A 19,016-nucleotide genomic window follows, 5' to 3' on the forward strand; every position below is an offset into this window, starting at 1 on the left:
TTCCGCATCGCCGCCGGTCTCGTTGTGCAGGTCGGCGCGGCCCGCCGGCGGCGCGCGACGGTGCGGGAGGACGAGCGTGGAACAGCAGTGGCAACCGCCTTGGCAGTACTCCTGGGAGCAGAACCCTCTCCCGCCGCCGCCCCTGCCCTACCCGGGCAGCCCGCAACCCCCAACCGCGCCCTGGGAGCCGCCGCTGGCGGAGCCGGGGCAGGGCGGGCGTCGCCGGCTGTGGGCGGCGGTCGTGCTCCTGTGCGGGGCCGTGCTGCTCGGCAGCCTGCTCGCCACCTGCGGCGCGGACGGCTCCCGGCCGCCGGCCGGCACCGTCCTCGGCCCGCCGACCGCCGGTCCCTCCCCCGAGCCCACGGACGCGCTCCCGGACGGGGACGCCACCTCCGGGCCGGACGAGGCCGCCGCCCTCCCCTCCCCCGAGGCGTCGCCCTACGCCCCCGAGCCCTCGCCCGCGGACAGCGGCACGGCCGGGGACGCCGCAGCGGGGTCCCCGGCCGGTACGGGCGCCGGCCCCTCGGCGGCCGCACCCCGGCGAACCACCCGGCCCAAGCCGCCCGCACGTTCGCAGTCCGGCCCGGCCGCCCCGGCCCGGCCCCAGTCGGCCACTACGCCGCCGTCGCTGCTCTCCTCGCTCCACGTGTGCGCGGAGGCCGAACGCCTCGGCCGGTGGGCACCCGGCTCCGAACAGGCCCGGATCTGCCGCGGCCTCTACGGCGGCTGATCGCCCGGGCCACCACCCGCTGCCCGTCGCCCGCCGCGCCGGAGCCGCCGCCGTCGGACCCCTTCGGCGGCCGGGTCCGGTCGCGTACCGTGGCGGTAGGGCCGTCGCGGACGACCCTGTCGCAGCGAGCAGGAGGCCACCGTGAGCAAGCCCGTCAGGTCGAAGGGACACGCCGCAGTACCCGGCCTCCGCGGCCTCGACGGCCTGGCCGTCGGCCGCTCCGCCTGGGGCCTCTACCGCGAGACCAGGCGTCCGGGAGCCCCCGGCATCGGCCGTCGCATGGTCGCGATGCCGGGTCTGCTGCGGGATGTGCTGCGCCGCCGCTACCCCGGGGTCGGCCCGGGCAAGCTGGCACTGCTCGCGGCCCTGGCCACCGTTTACCTGCTCAGCCCGGTGGACGCGGTGCCGGACATCTTCCCGGTCGTCGGCTGGACCGACGACACCGCCGTCCTGGTCTGGTTCCTGGCCGGCCTCACCCGCGAATCCGGCCGCTACGTCGAGTGGTCCCACGCCCAGCGCACGGCCGACTAGTGCCGCATCAAGCAACCTTTGCCCTGTGCGCCATGCAAACCAGGTGACTCGGACCACCGGCAACTGCAGAATGCCGACGGTAGCTGAGCCATTGCCGATCTGAGGGGGTGCTGGAGCATCATGACTGCCGGCGACGTAGCTCTGCCTCGGCCGACCGTGGCCTGCGCTTACTGCGGGGAGCTGTACCAGCAGGGGGGCCGGGGCAACGGCGGCTGGTTCCATTTCAGGGTGGTCGCGACGCACCGCCGGCCGGACGGCCAAGCCCAGCTCGCCGGCCACTGGCGTGCGGGCGACTGGATCGACGGGATGCCGCTCGTGCTCCGCGCACGTGACGGGCGCCGCGTGACCATCATCGGGGCGGAGATGGAGCCGCCGCTCAACAGCGCATGCGAGGCCCGCGGGCAACGGCGACTTACTGTTCCCGAGCTCGGCCCGCTCGAGCCGAGCGGTTGCATCCACGCCGCGAGGTGAGTCCCGAGGGCCGGGGATCTGGTGCCGCATCAGCAAGCCCTGGTCCTACTGCGACGTCACGCTGTCCGGGCTGCACTCCGGCGGTGCATGTCCGCCATGCTGTGCTGGTGGCAGAGTGAGTGCGAGTCCGTGAGATCAATAATGACGCAACTACTCACCACACCTGACGACGAAGCGCTGTCAGCGGGTCGGGACGTGGGCCGCGGCGAACGCGTGGAGATCGCCTACACCCCGACCAACAGCTCCTGGCTCAATCGGATCGAGGCCCAGTTCACCGCCCTCAGCTACTTCGCCCTCGACGGCACCGACCACGCCAGCCACAAGGAGCAGGGCAGCATGATCCGCCGCTACATCATCTGGCGGAACAAGCACGCCGCCGATCAGCGGCTACGCGAGGTCGTCACCAGGGCAAATGTTGCCTGATGTGGCACGAGGGCGTTCTCAGACCGGTTTGTCCGGCGACATCAGCTTCTCGAGCTTGTCCATGCTCTGGGCCCAGCCCTCGTCGTGAAGGGCACGGCGCCGTTCCGTGGCGAAGTCACCCTGGGTGAGAACCAGTTCGGTTACCGTGCCGCCGAGGTCGTTCAGCGCCAGCGTCACTACTGTCTCGCGGTCCTCGGGGTCGGGATCCTCCCATCGGAAGGTGTAGGACAGGCGTTCCGGAGGGTCGACCTCGAGAAACTCTCCCACCAGATGGAACATGTCGCCCTCCGGTGGCTGCATCGCGATGCGATAGCTGCCTCCCGGTCGAAGGTCGCTCTGTACACCCGGGATGGTGAACCCGTCGGGGCCGAACCACTCGGCGAGATCCCCTGGGTCGGTCAGGGCCCGGAAGACGGCTGAGCGCGGTGCACGGAGGACACGCCGCGCATGGAGCCTTAGCTCGCCTTCGTGCGCCATCGCGAACCTCCTCAGACCGGGGCAGCGGGGGTTCCATTGTTTCAGGCGTCGGCCGGCCCGGCGTGCCGGGACCGGCGGTCAGCAGGCAGCGCCAGGCCGTACGGATCAACGCGGAACGGGCGGCAGGCTGGGTTGGCCCCGCGCGGCATCGCTCGGCCCGCCTCCGACAAACACTGAGCGCGGTGAAGGACTACACGGCTGCCGAACGGCGCCGCCTGTAGACGGGCATGTGCCGCTGTCCCCAGCATCCGGGCGACTCGTCACGAGAGGGCGAACGTTGGCTGATACGGCACTAGTAGGGCTTGGTCAGGTCAGTTCAGGGGTGGCGTGTCTGTTGGCGGGTTGTGTCGTTGAGGGTGTGTGACACCTGGGGAGATGGCTGAGGTCCGGGAGGACCTGGAGGCGTTCACGGCGGAGCTGTTCGAGGCGTTCACCCGCAACGATCAGCGCCGGTGGGGACAGATCTATGTACGTGGGCTGCTGTTGGATGGCGGGCGCAAGTCGGTGGAGCCGATGGCAGCCCGGCTCGGCGTGGATGGGAACCGGCAGGCGCTCGCGCACTTCGTGACCAGCAGTCCCTGGGACCCGGCGCATGTGCGGGCCCGGCTGGCGTGGAAGATGCAGACGGAGTTGAAGCCGGCCGCCCTGATCATCGACGACACGGGGTTCCTCAAGGACGGTGACGCCTCCGCGTGTGTCTCGCGGCAGTACACCGGCACCGCGGGCAAGGTCACCAACTGCCAAGTGGGCGTCTCGCTGCACCTGGCCACCGACCACGCCTCCGCCGCCGTCGACTGGCGGCTGTTCCTCCCCAAGTCCTGGGACCCGACCTCCGAGAAGGCCGAGCCCGCGAAGGTGGCCCGTCGCGAGCGCTGCCAGATCCCAGCGGACCTGACCCATGTGGAGAAGTGGCAACTCGCCCTGGACATGGTCGATGAGACCCGATCGTGGGGCGTCCACGTCCCACTCGTTGTCGCGGACGCCGGCTACGGCGACGCGGTGGCGTTCCGGCTGGGCCTGAACGAGCGGGGGCTGAACTACGTCGTGGGCATCTCCACCACCCTCAGCGCACAGCCGGGCTCCGCCCGGCCGTTCACCCCGCCCTACGGCGGGACCGGACGTCCGCCGGCGGCCCGGTATCCCGACCCGGCGAAGAGCGTGAAAGCCCTGGTCATGGACGCCGGACGGAAGGCGGCCAGGCCGGTGTCCTGGCGCGAGGGCTCCCGCCCGGGCAAGGGCCGCACCGGGTTCAAGCGCATGTACTCGCGGTTCGTCGCGCTACGTATCCGCCCCGCCGGACGCGAGATCCGCGATGCCACCGATGGCGTCGAGCTGCCGGAGTGCTGGCTACTGGCCGAGTGGCCGGCCAGAGAGCCCGAGCCGGTGCAGTTCCGGCTCTCCGACCTGCCCGCCGACACCCCGCTGACCACCCTGGTCCGCCTGGCCAAGCTCCGCTGGCGCATCGAGCACGACTACCGCGAGATGAAGCAGGCCCTGGGACTCGCCCACTTCGAGGCCCGCACGTTCACCGGCTGGCACCACCACGTCACCCTTGTCGCCCTCGCCCACGCCTTCTGCACCCTGCGGAGGCTGGCCCGAGCCCCAAAAGGAACGGCAGCGGCCTGAGCCTCTACCAGGTCGTCCGCGAGCTGCAGACCATCCTCGCCACCTGGGCCGGCCACTGCCCGACCTGCCACCGCGACATACCCACACCCATACAAACCTGACCAAGCCCTACTAGGACCGCTCCGCCCCCACCCCTACGTCCCGTGACCGACCGGACAGCTCCTCATGCTCCGGTTCCGGCTCCTCGCCCTGGCTCCCCGCCCCCGCGGTTTCTGACGTGTCGTCAAGCGGCGGACGCGGATGTGATATCCAAGTCTCCGCGTGATCACGCCTTTGTACTGCTGACCTCAGGGGGAGATCGGTGAGCATGCCCACGGTGCCGGACCGGCCGGAGACGCCACCCGCGCCGAACCACGTCCCGCCGCAGCCGAGCGGGCCGCCGCTGACGGCCCACCCGCAGACGGCCTCTCGGCGCAGGGTCGATCTCCAGGGCTGGGGCACGATGATCACCGCGGTGGTCGGAGTCGTCACCCTGGGCGCGGGTTTCGCCGGCGGCTTCTTCACCCAGTCGCAGGTCGGCGAAGCCCGGCCGCAGCCCACGGCCACGGTGACCGTCACCGTGCCGGGCCCCACCGTCACCGTGGCGGCGGACGCCGCGGCCCCCGGAGCGGGGGGCGCCGCACGTCCGGGGGCCTCCCCCACGGTGAACCCGCTCCCGAGCGGGGTGGCGAGCAGCCCCTCCGCGGATGCGCACCGCGTGCTCTCCGCGTCCCCGGACGCCGGCAAGGGCGGCAGCAAGGCGGTCCTGACCGGCACCGGGTTCACGCCGGGGGACGTCGTCAGGATCTCCTTCGTCGTCAAGGACCCGGAACTGAGCCCGCTGGCCGACGTCAAGGTCCGCGATCTGCGCGACACCATGCCGGACAGCACCGGGGCGTTCTCGGTCGAGGTCCTGATCCCGACCGATCTCGACGGGTACAGCACCTTCAACACCTACCTGCGCGCCAAGAACTCCAAGGCGCAGAGCGAGACGGTGTTCGACCTGACCCGCTGACCCGCCGCCCCCACCGACCTGCTGACCTGCCGGCCCGGAAGCCGCCCACCCCGGCACCTCAGTCGTCCGCGGCGACCAGGAGCAGCAGGGTGCCGAGGGTGCGGTCGATGAGGACCAGTTCGTGGAACTGGGCGTGGATCGGGCCGTAGTCGTGCCGGGCGCCCTCGGGGAGGGGGCCGAGCGCGTAGCGGCCGGTGGCCTGCTGGATGGGGGTGTGGACGGCGTCGCGGAGGCGGCGGTCCAGGGTGTCGGGAATGGCGGTGGTCCAGCCGGCGTCGGCCCAGGTGCGGATGGTGGCGGAGGCGGTGGCCTCGTCCACGGCGCGGTAGGTGTCCGGGGTGATGTGGTGGGACCACCACTGGCCGTGGCGCGGTTCCTGCCAGAGCCCGGCACCGTCGTACGTGTCGCGGAACTCGGGGTGTTCGATCATCGCGGCCAGCAGGCTGCGGTCGTCGGGCACCTCCGCGGGGAGGTGGAAGCGTTTCAGGTGGACCCACCGGTAGCAGCGGTCCGGACCGTCGGGGTGGTGGAACTCCCGGAAGTCGATGAACGGGCTGTCCCCGTACACGAGTAACTGCTCGGCGTGCATGTCGATCAGCATCCGTGATCTTGAGGCGTAGACCAAATCGAAGAGGTGAGCGGTTCGTCCTGACGATCCGCCACCCGTTCGACGGCATCGACAAACGAAGCCCGGGGCAGGCGAGTTGCCTGCATGAACCATCCGCGTGGCGCCGCCGGATCAGACCTCCGAGCCGTGCCCCAGATCGGCGATCCGCATCGCCCGGGGCCGGAAGTCGGCCTGGGCCGCCACGGCCGGATCGGCCGGATCGGCCAAATCGACGACACCCCCGGCCGGTCCGCCGTACGTCGCGTGGGCGTCCAGCAGGTCGGCCAGGCCGAGGTGGTGCCACTCCCAGTGGACGGCGTAGTACCGGTGCATCAGCGGCGCGACCTCGGCCCGGATCCGGGCGGTGGCGGCGGCGTCGAGGCCGAGGCGGGCGAGCCGCGCGGCGGTGGCGGCGTGGTGCTCGGGCGGGAACCCGGTGTCGAGGAAGACCTCCAGCAGGTCGGCCCACACGTCGGGCCGGCGGCGCAGCGGGATGCCGTGGTCGCGGCAGAACTCCTCCAGCCGGCCGGCCTGCGCGGCCGCCAGGAAGACCGTCTCCCCGGCGCGGGTCCGGATCTCCGGCGGGGCGGCCGACGGATCGGCGTCCCGGATCGCCGCCACGGGCAGGGCGGTCGGGCCCGCGAGGCCGCCGTCCACCGCCGCGCCGCGGGGCGGGAGGAGGACACGGTCGTCGGCGATCACGGCAGGGCTCGTCACCCGGCCATCCTGGCCCATGACCACCCGCCGGACCAGCCGTCCCTGACCAGCCGTCCCTGACCGGCGTGACCGCCTCGGCGAGTCCAGGAGGAGCCACGCGATCCCGGAGGCCCGGAACCCCGGCGCGTCAGACGATGCGCCAGGCCACCGCGTACGGCTGCGCGAAGCGGGTGATCCGGTGGGCGCGGACGACCACCTCCGCCTCGCCGGCCGGGACGTCCTTCCAGTGCACCTGCTCGACGTTGTTGACCCGGTCGAAGCCGCTGCCGGTGCCCATGTTGCCGTGCCGCTCCCGGCCGCCCGCGCGGACGATCAGGTCGAGGTCGTTCTGCAGCGCCGCGCCCGGCGGGTCGGTCCACACCAGGGTGACCTTGAGCCGGTGGTCGGCGCCCTCGGGGACCCGGATCCGGAAGGAGCGCTCCCGGCCCTGCTCCAGCGGCTGCTCCTCGGTGAACCCGGCCCGGCCGGCGCTCTCCGGCAGGACCACCGACTGCTCCAGGTTGACCAGGCCGAAGCCGGAGTTGTTGTTGGGCGAGGCGCCGGCCTCGCTCGGCGTGTACTGGCCGCGGAGCTCGTCCGCGCCGTTGATCAGCAGTGCCTTGAGCAGCGCGGCGGTGGGCTCGGGGGTGCCGTTGCGCACCAGGGTCTCGCGCAGGACGGCCACGCAGCCGGCGACCAGCGGGGTGGCCATGCTGGTGCCGCTGAGGAAGAGGAAGGCGGGGTCGGCGGAGGTGCCGAAGAGGTCGTCCGGTCCGGCGGCGCGGGAGCGGGTGGAGAGGATCGAGGTGCCGGGGCCGACCACGTCCGGCTTGATCCGGCCCTCCTGGGACGGTCCGCGGCTGCTGAAGGCGGCCATCCCGGCCGGGTTGTCCGCCTGCCGGTCGCCGCGGATCGGCGGGGCGCCGAACGCGGTGGCGCTCAACTGCCCGTAGGTGAGCCGGATGTCGGGCCGGTGGCTCTCGCTGGCGCCGACCGTGAGGCAGTTCTTGGCGCCGGCCTGGCCGCTGACCGAGGACTGGTTGATCCGGCCGTCGCGGTCCCGGTCGTGGCCGCTGTTGCCGGCCGAGAAGAGGATCACGAAGTCCTGGTGCTCCCAGACCATCGCGTCCGCCTCGAAGGCGCTGGCGTCGTACGGCAGGCTGGGGGTCACCGGGCCCCAGGAGTTGGAGTGGATCCGCGCTCCGTCCTCGTGGAACGGCGGTCCGAACAGGTCGCGCAGGTCGAACGGGATGCCGCCGAGGTTGCCGCCGGCGTCGAGCAGGGACTGCAGGACCAGGCTGGCCCCGGGCGCGGTGCCCTGGATGGTGCCGCCCATGGTCGCCGAGGTGCCGTTGCCGAGGATCGAGCCGGCGACGTGGGTACCGTGGCCGTCCGGGTCGTCGGTCCGGTCGGGGCCGGTGCGGCCGAGCGCGACCAGGCGCTTGACCCGGCCGGTGAAGGCGGGGTGGACGTCGGTGGTGGAGCCCAGGTCGAAGCCGGTGTCCGCGACCGCCACCACCTGGCCCTCGCCGTGGAACCGGGTGCCGTTGCTCCCCACTCGGGCGTGCAGCAGCGGCCGGGCCACGTTGTTGTGCAGTCCGACCCGGGGGACCTCCTCGATCTGCCGGACCTCGTCCAGGTCGGCCAGCGCCGACAGGCCCTGCTCGGGGACGGTCATCCGGACCTTGCGGTGGTTCGGCATCATCGCGCCCGTCTCGACGCCGGCCGCGTCGGCGATCCGCTGCCGCAGCTCGGCGGAGTCCGTGTCCACGCCCTCGTGCAGCACCACGTCCACGGTCCGGGTCCCGGTCCCGGTGGCGCCGACCGGGTCGGCCAGCACCGCCACGGCGGGCCGCAGCCGGGTGGAGCGGAGCGAGGGCGCGACCTTGAAGCCCTTGAGGTAGACGTCGGCCCAGGCGACGAACGGCAGGGCCCGGACGGCCGCCAGGTCGGCGGGCCGGTAGCCGCACAGGTAGGTGCTGTCGGGGACGTACTCGTGGATCTCCACCCCGAGGTCGGCGAGCTGCCGCCGCTCGTCCTCGGTGGGGACGTGGGTGGTCTGGACGAGCAGGTGGTCGGAGGCGGAGGCGTCCTCCGCGACCAGATCGGCGCTGGCCAGCTCGGCGGACTGGACGAGCGGGTCGACGGTCACGCCGTTGATCGTGATTCGAGCCATACCGGACTCCCAGGGTCGCGCGTGGTACGGACGGGCACATTCTGTACCCGGGCGAACGCGATCCGTGACAGGCACGGCGGTGCGAGTTCGGGCGCGAACTCATTGATTCTTCAACGGGGTTGGGAAATTTTCCGAGCATCCGACCCCGCGACCGGCGCACGCGGGCGCACCCCTCGCGCGGGGTGCGCCGGGGCCGGGGGAACGCGCCGGTCAGGCGGCGCGGAGCTCCTTCACCAGACGCTCGAAGCGCAGGTCGGGGCGGCGCGGGATGCCGAAGCGCTCGTCGCCGTACGGGAAGGGCGAGTACTCGCCGGTGCGCCGGAAGCCGCGGCGCTCGTACCAGGCGATCAGGTCGGCGCGCTGTTCGATCACCGTCATCTCCATCTCCTCGGCCGCCCACTCCTCGCGCGCCAGCCGCTCGGCCCGGGCGAGCACCTCCCGGCCCAGCCCGCCGCCCTGCCGGGTCGGCCGCACCGAGAACATCCCGAAGTACGCGGCCGCGCCGCGCCGCTCCAGGTGGCAGCAGGCCAGCAGCTCCCCGTCCCGCTCGGCGACCAGCAGGACCGAGCCCTCCCGGCCGATCACCTCGGACACCCCGGCCTCGTCCGTCCGCCGCCCGTCCAGCAGGTCGGCCTCGGTGGTCCAACCGACCCGGCTGGCGTCGCCGCGGTACGCGGACTCGATCAGCGCCACCAGCTCCGGGACGTCCGTCGGCTCGGCGGCGCGGAAGATCAGCTCGGGTGCCACGTCATGCTCCAGTCTCGGCTGCGGTCCTGACCGCCATGGTGCCACAGGCCCTCCGCCCGCCGACGGGCCGGACGGGAGCCCGCCGCCGGGACGGGCGCATGACCCCGGGGCGGACGGAGGAGCCCGGGACGGGGTGCGCCCGCCGGGACGGACCGGCAGCCCGGGGGCGGTTCGGCGGTCCGGGTGCGGTTCGGCGGTCCGGTGCGACAAGGCCCTATGGTTCGGCCCGCCATGAGCCGATATCAGATGACGTAGCGTCACCACCATGCTGAACGTCGGGGCCATGACCAGATCTCCCGCGTACGCGATCCTGACCGGGCCCGCGACATGAGACGAGGGAGAAACATGCCCCAGACCGGCTCCACTCCGCGCCTGTTCCGCCGCACCGCCACCGCCGTCGCCACCACCGCCCTGCTGCTCGCCGCCGCGGCCGTGCCCGCCCCCGCGGCCGAGCCCGGGCCCAGGCCCGGTTTCCACCCCGAGCGGGACTTCGCCGGCTCCACCGTCGCCGCCCACGAGGGCCGCGCGACCGGCCTCCCCGCCCCGACCCTCGCCGTCGTCCAGACCCCCGGCATGGACGTCTCCAGCTGGCAGGGCGACGTCGACTGGTCCTCCGCGTACGCCGCCGGGTCCCGCTTCGCCTACGTCAAGGCGACCGAGGGCACGGGCTACCGCAACCCGTACTTCGCCCAGCAGTACAACGGCTCCTACAACGCCGGGATGATCAGGGGCGCCTACCACTTCGCGCTGCCGGACCGCTCCGGCGGCGCCGCCCAGGCCGCCTGGTTCGTCGACCACGGCGGCGGCTGGTCCCGCGACGGCAGGACCCTGCCGCCCGCCCTGGACATCGAGTACAACCCCTACGGCGCCACCTGCTACGGGCTCAGCCGGAGCGCGATGGTCACGTGGATCCGGGACTTCTCCACCACCGTCCTCATCCGCACAGGACGGTACCCGGTCATCTACACCACCACCGCCTGGTGGACCCAGTGCACCGGCGACAACGGCGGCTTCGGCGCCACCCACCCGCTGTGGATCGCCCGTTACGCCTCCAGCCCCGGCACGCTGCCCAACGGCTGGGCGTACCAGACCATCTGGCAGCACGCCGACTCCGGCACCTTCCCCGGTGACCAGAACCTCTTCAACGGCGCCTACGACCGGCTCAAGGCCCTCGCCAACGGCTGACCCCGCCGGACACCCGAGGGGGCGCGGAGCAGGAAAGGCGCGCCCCGCGCCCCTCGGGGTGCCCCCGTCGCGACCCGGCCGCCCCCTACGCGCAGGCCGGGCTACGCGCAGGCCGGGCACAGCCCCCGGTAGGTGACCTCGACGCCGGAGACGGTGAAGCCGAACCGGCCCGCCGCCGGCAGGTCGGCCAGCGGGTCGCCGAGCGGGTGGACGTCGCGGATGGTGCCGCAGCCCGAGCAGACCAGGTGCTGGTGCGGGCGGTGCGCGTTGGGGTCGTACCGCCGGGCCCGGCCGTCGGTGCAGACCTCGGTGACCTCGCCGAGGGCGACCAGCTCGCCCAGCGTGTTGTAGACGGTCGCCCGGGAGATCTCGGGCAGCCGCAGCGCCGCCCGGGCGTGCACCTCGTCGGCCGTGTAGTGGACGTGGTCGCCGTCGAGGACCTCCGCCACGACACGCCGTTGCGAGGTCATCCGCCAGCCGCGCTCCCGCAGCCGTTCCAGCAGGTCACTCATATCGGTTCACCTGTTCAGGCTCGTGGGAACCGTGGATTCCGAGTGGAATCCCCGATTCCGGCGCCGGATATGGGTTTGGTGCACTTCTTGACTTGGATCCTGTCCATCGTAGGATCGGTTCTGGTGATATCCAAGGGACAGGAACACTCCGGTACGGCAGGAGATGGAAACGTGACGGAACCGCGAACCACCGTCTGAGCTGCGCGCTCCCGACCCGCGGGGAACGGCCGTCCCCCGCGCGCCTCCGTGACCCCGGCCGGAGTCTGTGCCCGACTGTTCCACTGCCCGCAGTTTCAGCACCGTGATCCGCCCAGTTCGGAAGGATTCCCATGTCTGAGAACCATGACGCCATCGTCACGGACGCGAAGTCGGAGGGCGGAGGCGGTTGCCCGGTCGCGCACGGGCGCGCCCTGCACCCCACCCAGGGCGGCGGCAACCGCCAGTGGTGGCCCGAGCGGCTCAACCTGAAGATCCTCGCCAAGAACCCCGCCGTGGCGAACCCGCTCGGCGAGGAGTTCGACTACGCGGCGGCGTTCCGGACCCTCGACCTCCCCGCCGTGAAGCGGGACATCGAGACGGTCCTCACCACCTCGCAGGACTGGTGGCCGGCCGACTTCGGCCACTACGGCCCGTTCATCATCCGGATGGCCTGGCACAGCGCCGGCACCTACCGGATCAGCGACGGCCGCGGCGGCGCCGGCGCCGGTCAGCAGCGCTTCGCCCCGCTCAACAGCTGGCCCGACAACGCCAACCTGGACAAGGCCCGCCGCCTGCTGTGGCCGGTCAAGAAGAAGTACGGCCGGGCGCTCTCCTGGGCCGACCTGATGATCCTCGCCGGCAACGTGGCCCTGGAGTCCATGGGCTTCGAGACCTTCGGCTTCGGCGGCGGCCGCGAGGACGTCTGGGAGCCGGAGGAGGACGTCTACTGGGGCCCCGAGACCACCTGGCTGGACGACGAGCGCTACACCGGCGACCGCGAGCTGGAGAACCCGCTCGGCGCGGTCCAGATGGGCCTCATCTACGTCAACCCGGAGGGCCCGAACGGCAATCCGGACCCGATCGCCGCCGCCCGCGACATCCGCGAGACCTTCTACCGGATGGCGATGAACGACGAGGAGACCGTCGCCCTCATCGCCGGCGGCCACACCTTCGGCAAGACCCACGGCGCCGGCCCGGCCGACAGCGTGGGCCTCGACCCCGAGGCCGCCCCGCTGGAGGAGCAGGGCCTCGGCTGGCGGAGCAGCTTCGGCACCGGCAAGGGCGGCGACACCATCACCAGCGGCCTGGAGGGCACCTGGACCAACACGCCCACCGCCTGGGACAACAGCTTCTTCGAGATCCTCTTCGGCCACGAGTGGGAGCTGTTCAAGAGCCCCGCCGGCGCCCACCAGTGGCGGCCGAAGGAGGGCGCCGGCGCCGGGACCGTCCCGGACGCCCACGACCCGTCGAAGAGCCACGCCCCGACGATGCTCACCACCGACCTGTCGCTGCGGCTCGACCCGATCTACGAGCCGATCTCGCGCCGCTTCCTGGAGGACCCGGCCGCGTTCCAGGACGCCTTCGCCCGCGCCTGGTTCAAGCTGACCCACCGTGACATGGGCCCGATCGTCCGGTACCTCGGCCCCGAGGTCCCGACCGAGCAGCTGCTGTGGCAGGACCCGCTGCCCGAGGTCACCCACCCGCTGGTGGACGAGGCCGACGTCGCCGCCCTCAAGGAGCGGGTGCTCGGCTCCGGCCTCACCGTCTCCCAGCTGGTCTCCACCGCCTGGGCCTCGGCCTCCTCCTTCCGCGGCAGCGACAAGCGCGGCGGCGCCAACGGCGGCCGCATCCGCCTCCAGCCGCAGAGCGGCTGGACGGTCAACGAGCCGGACCGGCTCGCCACCGTGGTGCGCACCCTGGAAGGCATCCAGCAGGAGTTCAACGCCGCCCAGAGCGGCGGCAAGCGGATCTCCTTCGCCGACCTGGTCGTGCTGGCCGGCGGCGCGGCGGTCGAGAAGGCCGCGAAGGACGGCGGCTTCACGGTCCGCGTCCCGTTCACCCCGGGCCGCGCGGACGCCACCCAGGAGCAGACGGACGTCGAGTCCTTCGCCGCGCTGGAGCCCAACGTCGACGGCTTCCGCAACTACGTCGGCAAGGGCAACCGGCTGCCGGCCGAGTACCTGCTGCTCGACCGCGCCAACCTGCTGACCCTCAGCGCCCCCGAGCTGACGGTCCTCGTCGGCGGCCTCCGGGTCCTCGGCGCGAACCACCAGCAGTCCTCGCTCGGCGTGCTCACCGGGACCCCCGAGGTGCTGTCCAACGACTTCTTCGTCAACCTGCTCGACCTGGGCACGACCTGGAAGCCCGCGTCCGAGGACGCCAACTCCTTCGAGGGCCGCGACGCCGCCACCGGCGAGCTCAAGTGGACCGGCAGCCGCGCCGACCTGGTCTTCGGCTCCAACTCCGAGCTGCGCGCCGTCGCCGAGGTGTACGCGGCCGACGACGCCAAGGAGAAGTTCGTCCACGACTTCGTCCGCGCCTGGGACAAGGTCATGAACCTGGACCGCTTCGACCTCTCCTGAGAGGTCACCACGACAGGGGCAGCTCCCGGCCGCCGGGCCGGGAGGTGCCCCTGGTCAGTGGCCGATCCGCAGGGCGGCCTCCGCCTCGGCGAGGATCTCCACCACCCGGGTGCCGAAGGCGACGTCGCACGGGTGCGCCCCGCCTCCGCCGGCCGCCGACGCGAGCGCGTCCAGGGCGCGACCGAACGCCACCACCGGGTGCTCGTCCCGCGCGGGCATCCGGGTCACCCCGTGCTCCCCGCGCAGTTCCAGCCCGACCCCGTCCACGGCCGCCGCCGGCGGCGCCGTGAGGCTGAGTGTCACCGAGCTGGACGCGCCGGAGCCGTGCCGCAGCACCAGGTGCACGGTGTCCCCGGGCCCGTCGGCCGCGGTGACCCGCTCCACGTCCCCGAGCGCCGGCAGCAGCATGGCGAGCGCGTGCGGACCGACGTCCCACAGCGCGCCCTTCTCCCGCCGCCACGGCGAGGCCGCGTACGGGCTGTCGGTGGTGAACACCGAACCCAGCCAGTCGCAGCGGGCGGTGAACCAGCCGCCGAGCGCGGCCTGCTCGGCCAGCCACCCGGACTGCTCCCCGGCGAACCGCAGCGTGAAGAACACCACCGAGGCGACCGAGGTCTTCCGGACGGCCGCCGCCACCGCCCGGGCGTCCGCCGCACAGGTCGCGACGGGCTTGTCCAGCAGCAGGTGCCGCCCCGCCTCGGCGGCCCGGACCGCGTACCCGGCCTGGACGGCGGGCGGCAGGGCGATGGAGACCGCGTCCACGGCGTCGATCAGCGCCGCCGGGTCGTCGAACACCGGGACGCCGTGGGCCGCGGCGATCTCCGCGGCGGCCTCGGGCCTGCGGCCCCACACCCCGGCGAACTCGACGCCGGGGTGGGCGGCCAGCGCCGGGGCGTGCACCCAGCCCGCCCAGGGGCCGGTGCCGAGCAGGCCTATCCGCACGGTCAGCGCTCCACGCGGATCAGGGTGAACCCGTCGTAGCCCTTGGCGCCGACGGTCTGCACCGAGGTGCCGGAGACCCGCGGCTCGGCGGCGATCAGGTCGTGCATCCGGCGCACCCCGAGCACCGCCTCGTCGGTGGAGTCGGCCTCCACCACCTTGCCGGCCCGCACCACGTTGTCGACCACGATCAGCGAACCCGGCCGGGTCAGCTTGAGGGCCCACGCGAAGTACACCGGGTTGCTCGGCTTGTCGGCGTCGATGAACACCAGGTCGAAGGGCTCGGCGCCCTCCTCGGCGAGCTGCCGGAGGGTGTCCGCCGCCGGGCCGACCCGGACCTCGGTCAGCTCGGCGAGGCCCGCGTGCTTGAGGTTGTCGGTGGCCACGGCGGCGTGCGCCGGGTCGATCTCCAGGGTGATCAGCCGGCCGTCGGCGGGCAGCGCCCGGGCCAGCCAGATGGCGCTGTAGCCGCCGAGGGTGCCGACCTCCAGGATCCTCTTCGCGCCCTGGGCGAGGGCCAGCAGCTGGAGCAGCTTGCCCTGGTTGGGGGCCACGTTGATGTGCGGGAGGCCGGCCCGGTCGGCCGCGGCGAGCGCCGAGTCCAGCGGCTCGTCCGGGCCGATCAGCACCTCGCTGAAGTAGTCGTCGACCGCCGTCCAGAGTTCCTGACCCATGTCGCCTCCGCTCGTCGAGAGATCGCTCACGACCCTACCCGAGCGGTGCCGACGGACCGTCAGGAACGGCGGCCGGCGGTCACTCCGCGGCGGCCGGGGCCGGCTCCGCCGTACCCGCGGGCTCCTGGTACGCGGCCGCGGCCTTGGCCGCGCGGCGCTTCAGCACCCACGCGGAACCGGCGCCGACCAGGACGGCGGCCACCAGGCCGACCCAGGAGAAGCCCTTCAGCCACTGCTCCGCCACCTTGCCGACCTGGTAGACCAGCAGGGTCGTACCGCCGGCCCAGACCACGCCGCCCAGCACGTTGGCGATCAGGAACTTCCAGTACGGCATCTTCAGGGCGCCCGCCAGCGGGCCGGCGAAGATCCGCAGCAGGGCGATGAACCGGCCGAAGAAGACCGCCCACATGCCCCACTTCTGGAACGACCGTTCGGCGGTGGCCAGGTGATCGGGCCCGAAGTGCTTGGGGAACTTCCGTCCCAGCCGCTCGAACAGCGGCTTGCCGCCCTTGCGGCCGATGGAGTAGCCGATCGAGTCGCCGATGATCGCGCCCGCGATCGCGCACGCCGCCACCCACCACGGGCTCACCGAGCCGCTCGCGGACAGCAGCGCGGCGGAGACCAGCGCGATCTCACCGGGAAGCGGGATGCCCAGGCTCTCCAGGCCGATGATCAGACCGATCAGGGCGTACACCGAGGTCGGCGAGACGCTCTCGATCCACTGGTCGATGTGCAAGGCCGAGTACCTCCGTGGGCTGGGTCACAGGACGGTGCGGGGTGATTCGGGTGTGCGGAAGCGCCCCCCGGCCAGCCAGCCTAACCGGTCCCCCACCGAACCATGCCAACGGGCACCGCGCCGCCAGGGTTCCCGGGGGCCGGTTCCGCGCAGGTCAGACGCCGGTCACCGGGCACGTCACGGCGTCTCGCGGCGGTCCCGGTCGGCGAACCGGAGCGCCACCACGGACGGCCGGCGCGAGGACAGCACCGGCAGCCGGACCGCGGCGGCGATCAGCGCACCCGCCCGCCCCGGACCGCCCACCGGCAGCACGTCCCGGATCTCCGACACCCGGGGATCGGCGGTGGCCAGCTTGGACCGCTCGCCGGCGTCCATCCCCCACGGCATCGGCGGCGCCTGGTACGCGTGGGAGCGCAGCTTCCCCTCGGTGGCCAGCCGGCTGAACCAGCGCGGCACCGCGTCGAACACCAGCGTCCCGCCGGGGAAGCGCCGCGCGCAGGCCGCGATCAGGTCGCGGACCTCGGTCGGGCGCAGGTACATGAACAGGCCCTGGGCGGTGATCAGCACGCCGTGGGAGTCGTCCACCTCGTCCATCCAGCGCGGATCGGTGACCGAGCACGCCAGCAGCCGCTGACGCGGCTCGGGCGGCAGCAGCTCCTCGCGGAGGGCCACCGCCTCCGGCAGATCGACCGACAGCCACGTGGCACGGCCGTTGTCCACCCGCCAGTACTGGGTCTCCAGGCCCTCGCCGAGGCAGACCACCGTGCCGCGGGGACTGCGGGCGAGGAAGTCCTCCACCTCGCGGTCGAAGCAGCGCACCCGCACCCCCTGCAGCCGCGCCTGAAGGCCGGCCCCGGGCCCGAACCGCTCCTCGAAGGGGTAGTCGATCCGGTCCACCAGCTCGACCGCCCTGGGATCCTCCAGCACCCCGCCCCACTGCCGCGCCTCCGCCGCCCGGTGGTACAGCGTCCACAACGCCGTCTCCGGCACCGCCCCGAGCTCGACCCGCACCCTCGCATCACCCATGCCCGCATTCTGACACCCGGCCCACGCCCGAGCGGGCATGCGCAACCGGTTGCCCCGAGGGGCGCGATGCGCAACCGGTTACCCCAGACCCCTCAGGAGAGCGTGAACGCCCCCGGCGGGGGTGGTGGGGAGTCCTCGGCGTCCGCGTCCGTGGTGGCCCCGCGGCCGGCGGGGAAGGCGTCGAGGTCCTCGCCCTCCACGAGTCGTGCCGGGAAGGCGTCCGCCGCGAACCGCCGCGCCAGCTCCCCGGCCGGCAGCGGCCGGTCGGACCCGACCAGCAGCACGTTCCCGTACCGCCTCCCCCGCAGCACCCCCGGCTCCGCCACCAGGCAGCTGTACGGGAACACCTCCCGGACCGTGGCCGCCTGGGCCCGGGCGAAGGCGAGCGGCGGCCCGTCCGCCAGGTTGGCGGCGTACCGTCCGCCGGGCCGCAGGGCCGTCGCGGCGAGGCGGAGGAACTCGACGCTGGTGAGGTGGGCGGGGGTGCGCGAGCCGTGGAAGACGTCGGCCACCACCAGGTCGACCGTGCCGGGTGCGACGGCGGCGAGGGCCTCCCGGGCGTCGCCGACCCCGACCGTGATCTCCGGGGGCCAGGGCAGCCGGTCCGCGATCAGGCGGACCAGTGCGCCGTCGATCTCCACGACGTGCTGGCGCGAGCCGGGCCTGGTCGTGGCGAGGTACCGGGGCAGGGTGAGCGCGCCGCCGCCGAGGTGGAGGGCGTCCAGCGGTTCACCGGCGGGGGCGGCGGTGTCCAGCAGGTGGGCGATCCGCTGGACGTACTCGAACTCCAGGTGGGTGGGGTCGGCGAGGTCCACGTACGACTGCGGGGTGCCGTCGAGGGTGAGCAGCCAGCCGCCGTCCCGGTCGAGGTCGGGCATCAGCTTGGCGGTGCCGAGGTCCACCGGCCGTTCGACCGGCACCGCCTCGGGGAGGGCGTCGTCGCTCATGCGCCGAGGTAGGTGGCGAGCCAGCGGTCGAGCTCGTCGAAGACCTGGGTGCGGGCCTGCTCGCCGGAGAGGACGAGGTCGTGGACGCCGCCCTCGATCCGGATGACGGTGACGTGCCGGCCGAGGCGGGGGCCGAGGGCGGCGATGTCGTCGGCGCGCAGGACGGCGTCGGTCCGGTGCAGGTCGGGGTGCCACTTGTCGGTGGCGATGGAGGCGGTGGAGGCCATCAGCAGGATCGGGCAGTCGACGGCGAGGCCGCGGCGGACCTCGCGGTGGCCGCGCTGGATGGCGGCGAGCCAGCCCGCGTACAGCGGGAAGCCCTCGGCGGGCTTGAGGGTGAGGTCGAAGTCCCAGCTGCCCTTGTGGTCGCGGTGCAGGCTGTGCACGTAGTGCGGGTTGAGGGTGCTGGGGAGCTTGCGGGTGGCGGCGATCCGGCCGAGCGCGTGGACGGCGGGGGCGCCGAGGGCGCGGACGGCGGGGGCGGCGGGCATGGAGAGGAACGGGCTGTTGAGGAAGAGCCCGTCGACCAGGCCGCGGCCGACCCGGCGGTTGGCCCACAGGGCGGTGACCAGGCCGCCGGTGGAGTGGCCGTTGACGATCAGGGTGGTGTGGCCGTCGAGTTCGCGGATGACCCGGACCGCCTCGTCCAGCTCCTCGTCGTAGGCGGTGAGGTCGCGGACGAAGTTCGGCGACTGGTGGGCCTTCAGGGAGCGGCCGTACTTGCGCAGGTCGAGGGCGTAGAAGGAGTAGCCGGCCGCGGTGAAGTGGTCGGCGAGGTGGGTCTGGAAGAAGTAGTCCACGTAGCCGTGGACGTACAGCACGGCCTTCTGCGAGTCGGGGACGAGCCGGCGGACCAGGGTGGCGCTGACGGCGCCCTCCTCGTCGGGCGAGAGCGGGAGCTCGGCCGCCTCGTAGGGCTCGCCCAGGATGTCCGTCCGAAACTCCATGTCCTCGCCCG

The 19,016-nt window shown here is 73.0% G+C and carries 19 protein-coding genes and 1 pseudogene; 8 read left to right on the forward strand and 12 right to left on the reverse strand.

The annotated features are described in order from the left end of the window. The first annotated feature begins 76 nt into the window (after positions 1-76). The 4 genes and pseudogenes from ABWK59_RS05860 to ABWK59_RS05875 form a co-directional block, all read left to right on the forward strand. Complete coding sequence (locus tag ABWK59_RS05860; protein WP_354638411.1) at positions 77-730, forward strand: hypothetical protein; 654 nt, start codon at positions 77-79, stop codon at positions 728-730. A 141-nt stretch (positions 731-871) separates the two neighbouring features. Beyond that, positions 872-1,261 (forward strand): YkvA family protein, encoded by a 390-nt coding sequence (locus ABWK59_RS05865; protein WP_354638412.1) that lies wholly within the window; start codon positions 872-874, stop codon positions 1,259-1,261. A gap of 228 nt (positions 1,262-1,489) precedes the next feature. After that, positions 1,490-1,732 carry a hypothetical protein gene (locus ABWK59_RS05870; protein ID WP_354638414.1) on the forward strand — a complete coding sequence of 81 codons (243 nt, stop codon included), beginning with the start codon at positions 1,490-1,492 and terminating at the stop codon, positions 1,730-1,732. Positions 1,733-1,880: 148 nt separating this feature from the next. Continuing rightward, positions 1,881-2,155 (forward strand): annotated as a pseudogene (locus ABWK59_RS05875) (transposase); the annotation flags it as partial. Positions 2,156-2,173: 18 nt separating this feature from the next. Here the strand turns inward: ABWK59_RS05875 and ABWK59_RS05880 are convergent. Then, the gene (locus tag ABWK59_RS05880; RefSeq protein WP_354638416.1) at positions 2,174-2,632 is read right to left on the reverse strand and encodes an SRPBCC family protein; all 459 of its coding nucleotides are present in this window, start codon (positions 2,630-2,632) and stop codon (positions 2,174-2,176) included. Between the two features lie 375 nt (positions 2,633-3,007). Here ABWK59_RS05880 and ABWK59_RS05885 point away from each other — a divergent pair, with 375 nt between their 5' ends. Further along, the gene (locus ABWK59_RS05885) at positions 3,008-4,258 is read left to right on the forward strand and encodes an IS701 family transposase (RefSeq protein ID WP_354638418.1); all 1,251 of its coding nucleotides are present in this window, start codon (positions 3,008-3,010) and stop codon (positions 4,256-4,258) included. A gap of 307 nt (positions 4,259-4,565) precedes the next feature. Next, the gene (locus ABWK59_RS05890) at positions 4,566-5,252 is read left to right on the forward strand and encodes a hypothetical protein (protein ID WP_354638420.1); all 687 of its coding nucleotides are present in this window, start codon (positions 4,566-4,568) and stop codon (positions 5,250-5,252) included. Between the two features lie 58 nt (positions 5,253-5,310). On the opposite strand, the gene ABWK59_RS05895 is transcribed toward ABWK59_RS05890, so the two are convergent. The 4 genes from ABWK59_RS05895 to ABWK59_RS05910 form a co-directional block, all read right to left on the reverse strand. Beyond that, the gene (locus tag ABWK59_RS05895) at positions 5,311-5,853 is read right to left on the reverse strand and encodes a hypothetical protein (RefSeq protein ID WP_354638421.1); all 543 of its coding nucleotides are present in this window, start codon (positions 5,851-5,853) and stop codon (positions 5,311-5,313) included. A gap of 138 nt (positions 5,854-5,991) precedes the next feature. Beyond that, positions 5,992-6,576: a hypothetical protein gene (locus ABWK59_RS05900; protein ID WP_354638423.1), complete on the reverse strand. Its 585-nt coding sequence runs from the start codon at positions 6,574-6,576 to the stop codon at positions 5,992-5,994. A 127-nt stretch (positions 6,577-6,703) separates the two neighbouring features. After that, positions 6,704-8,731, reverse strand: coding sequence for a S8 family serine peptidase (locus ABWK59_RS05905; RefSeq protein ID WP_354638424.1), 2,028 nt, complete (start codon positions 8,729-8,731; stop codon positions 6,704-6,706). Between the two features lie 210 nt (positions 8,732-8,941). Continuing rightward, positions 8,942-9,478, reverse strand: a complete 537-nt coding sequence (locus tag ABWK59_RS05910) for a GNAT family N-acetyltransferase (RefSeq protein ID WP_354638425.1) — start codon at positions 9,476-9,478, stop codon at positions 8,942-8,944. A gap of 345 nt (positions 9,479-9,823) precedes the next feature. Here ABWK59_RS05910 and ABWK59_RS05915 point away from each other — a divergent pair, with 345 nt between their 5' ends. After that, a complete protein-coding gene (locus tag ABWK59_RS05915; RefSeq protein WP_354638427.1) occupies positions 9,824-10,663 on the forward strand; it encodes a lysozyme in 840 nt (279 codons plus the stop codon). Between the two features lie 101 nt (positions 10,664-10,764). On the opposite strand, the gene ABWK59_RS05920 is transcribed toward ABWK59_RS05915, so the two are convergent. Next, the gene (locus tag ABWK59_RS05920) at positions 10,765-11,175 is read right to left on the reverse strand and encodes a Fur family transcriptional regulator (RefSeq protein ID WP_354638429.1); all 411 of its coding nucleotides are present in this window, start codon (positions 11,173-11,175) and stop codon (positions 10,765-10,767) included. Between the two features lie 329 nt (positions 11,176-11,504). Here ABWK59_RS05920 and katG point away from each other — a divergent pair, with 329 nt between their 5' ends. After that, the gene (katG, locus tag ABWK59_RS05925; protein ID WP_354638430.1) at positions 11,505-13,736 is read left to right on the forward strand and encodes a catalase/peroxidase HPI; all 2,232 of its coding nucleotides are present in this window, start codon (positions 11,505-11,507) and stop codon (positions 13,734-13,736) included. A 54-nt stretch (positions 13,737-13,790) separates the two neighbouring features. Here katG and ABWK59_RS05930 read toward each other — a convergent pair whose 3' ends face one another. The 6 genes from ABWK59_RS05930 to ABWK59_RS05955 all read right to left on the reverse strand — a co-directional run bounded on the left by ABWK59_RS05930 (position 13,791) and on the right by ABWK59_RS05955 (position 19,005). Further along, complete coding sequence (locus tag ABWK59_RS05930) at positions 13,791-14,678, reverse strand: Gfo/Idh/MocA family protein (protein WP_354638431.1); 888 nt, start codon at positions 14,676-14,678, stop codon at positions 13,791-13,793. Positions 14,679-14,680: 2 nt separating this feature from the next. After that, positions 14,681-15,349 carry an O-methyltransferase gene (locus tag ABWK59_RS05935; RefSeq protein WP_354638433.1) on the reverse strand — a complete coding sequence of 223 codons (669 nt, stop codon included), beginning with the start codon at positions 15,347-15,349 and terminating at the stop codon, positions 14,681-14,683. Positions 15,350-15,428: 79 nt separating this feature from the next. After that, on the reverse strand, positions 15,429-16,085 hold the full coding sequence (locus ABWK59_RS05940) for a DedA family protein (RefSeq protein WP_354638435.1): 657 nt from the start codon (positions 16,083-16,085) through the stop codon (positions 15,429-15,431). A gap of 177 nt (positions 16,086-16,262) precedes the next feature. Then, positions 16,263-17,111 (reverse strand): class I SAM-dependent methyltransferase, encoded by an 849-nt coding sequence (locus ABWK59_RS05945; protein WP_354638437.1) that lies wholly within the window; start codon positions 17,109-17,111, stop codon positions 16,263-16,265. Positions 17,112-17,203: 92 nt separating this feature from the next. After that, positions 17,204-18,058, reverse strand: coding sequence for a spermidine synthase (locus ABWK59_RS05950; protein WP_354638439.1), 855 nt, complete (start codon positions 18,056-18,058; stop codon positions 17,204-17,206). Next, on the reverse strand, positions 18,055-19,005 hold the full coding sequence (locus tag ABWK59_RS05955; protein WP_354638440.1) for an alpha/beta hydrolase: 951 nt from the start codon (positions 19,003-19,005) through the stop codon (positions 18,055-18,057). The genes ABWK59_RS05950 and ABWK59_RS05955 overlap by 4 nt, the downstream gene beginning before the upstream one ends. Positions 19,006-19,016: the final 11 nt, after the last annotated feature.

Origin of the sequence: Kitasatospora sp. HUAS MG31 (assembly GCF_040571325.1) — a bacterium.
Lineage (GTDB): Bacteria > Actinomycetota > Actinomycetes > Streptomycetales > Streptomycetaceae > Kitasatospora > Kitasatospora camelliae.

Bases quoted from the DNA above. Each gene is read 5' to 3' on its own strand.
- ABWK59_RS05945 (WP_354638437.1), bottom strand. From the start codon at position 17,111: ATGGGTGATGCGAGGGTGCGGGTCGAGCTCGGGGCGGTGCCGGAGACG.
- ABWK59_RS05905 (WP_354638424.1), bottom strand. From the start codon at position 8,731: ATGGCTCGAATCACGATCAACGGCGTGACCGTCGACCCGCTCGTCCAG.
- ABWK59_RS05880 (WP_354638416.1), bottom strand. From the start codon at position 2,632: ATGGCGCACGAAGGCGAGCTAAGGCTCCATGCGCGGCGTGTCCTCCGT.
- ABWK59_RS05885 (WP_354638418.1), top strand. From the start codon at position 3,008: ATGGCTGAGGTCCGGGAGGACCTGGAGGCGTTCACGGCGGAGCTGTTC.
- ABWK59_RS05890 (WP_354638420.1), top strand. From the start codon at position 4,566: ATGCCCACGGTGCCGGACCGGCCGGAGACGCCACCCGCGCCGAACCAC.
- ABWK59_RS05920 (WP_354638429.1), bottom strand. From the start codon at position 11,175: ATGAGTGACCTGCTGGAACGGCTGCGGGAGCGCGGCTGGCGGATGACC.
- katG (WP_354638430.1), top strand. From the start codon at position 11,505: ATGTCTGAGAACCATGACGCCATCGTCACGGACGCGAAGTCGGAGGGC.
- ABWK59_RS05950 (WP_354638439.1), bottom strand. From the start codon at position 18,058: ATGAGCGACGACGCCCTCCCCGAGGCGGTGCCGGTCGAACGGCCGGTG.
- ABWK59_RS05895 (WP_354638421.1), bottom strand. From the start codon at position 5,853: ATGCTGATCGACATGCACGCCGAGCAGTTACTCGTGTACGGGGACAGC.
- ABWK59_RS05915 (WP_354638427.1), top strand. From the start codon at position 9,824: ATGCCCCAGACCGGCTCCACTCCGCGCCTGTTCCGCCGCACCGCCACC.
- ABWK59_RS05935 (WP_354638433.1), bottom strand. From the start codon at position 15,349: ATGGGTCAGGAACTCTGGACGGCGGTCGACGACTACTTCAGCGAGGTG.
- ABWK59_RS05955 (WP_354638440.1), bottom strand. From the start codon at position 19,005: ATGGAGTTTCGGACGGACATCCTGGGCGAGCCCTACGAGGCGGCCGAG.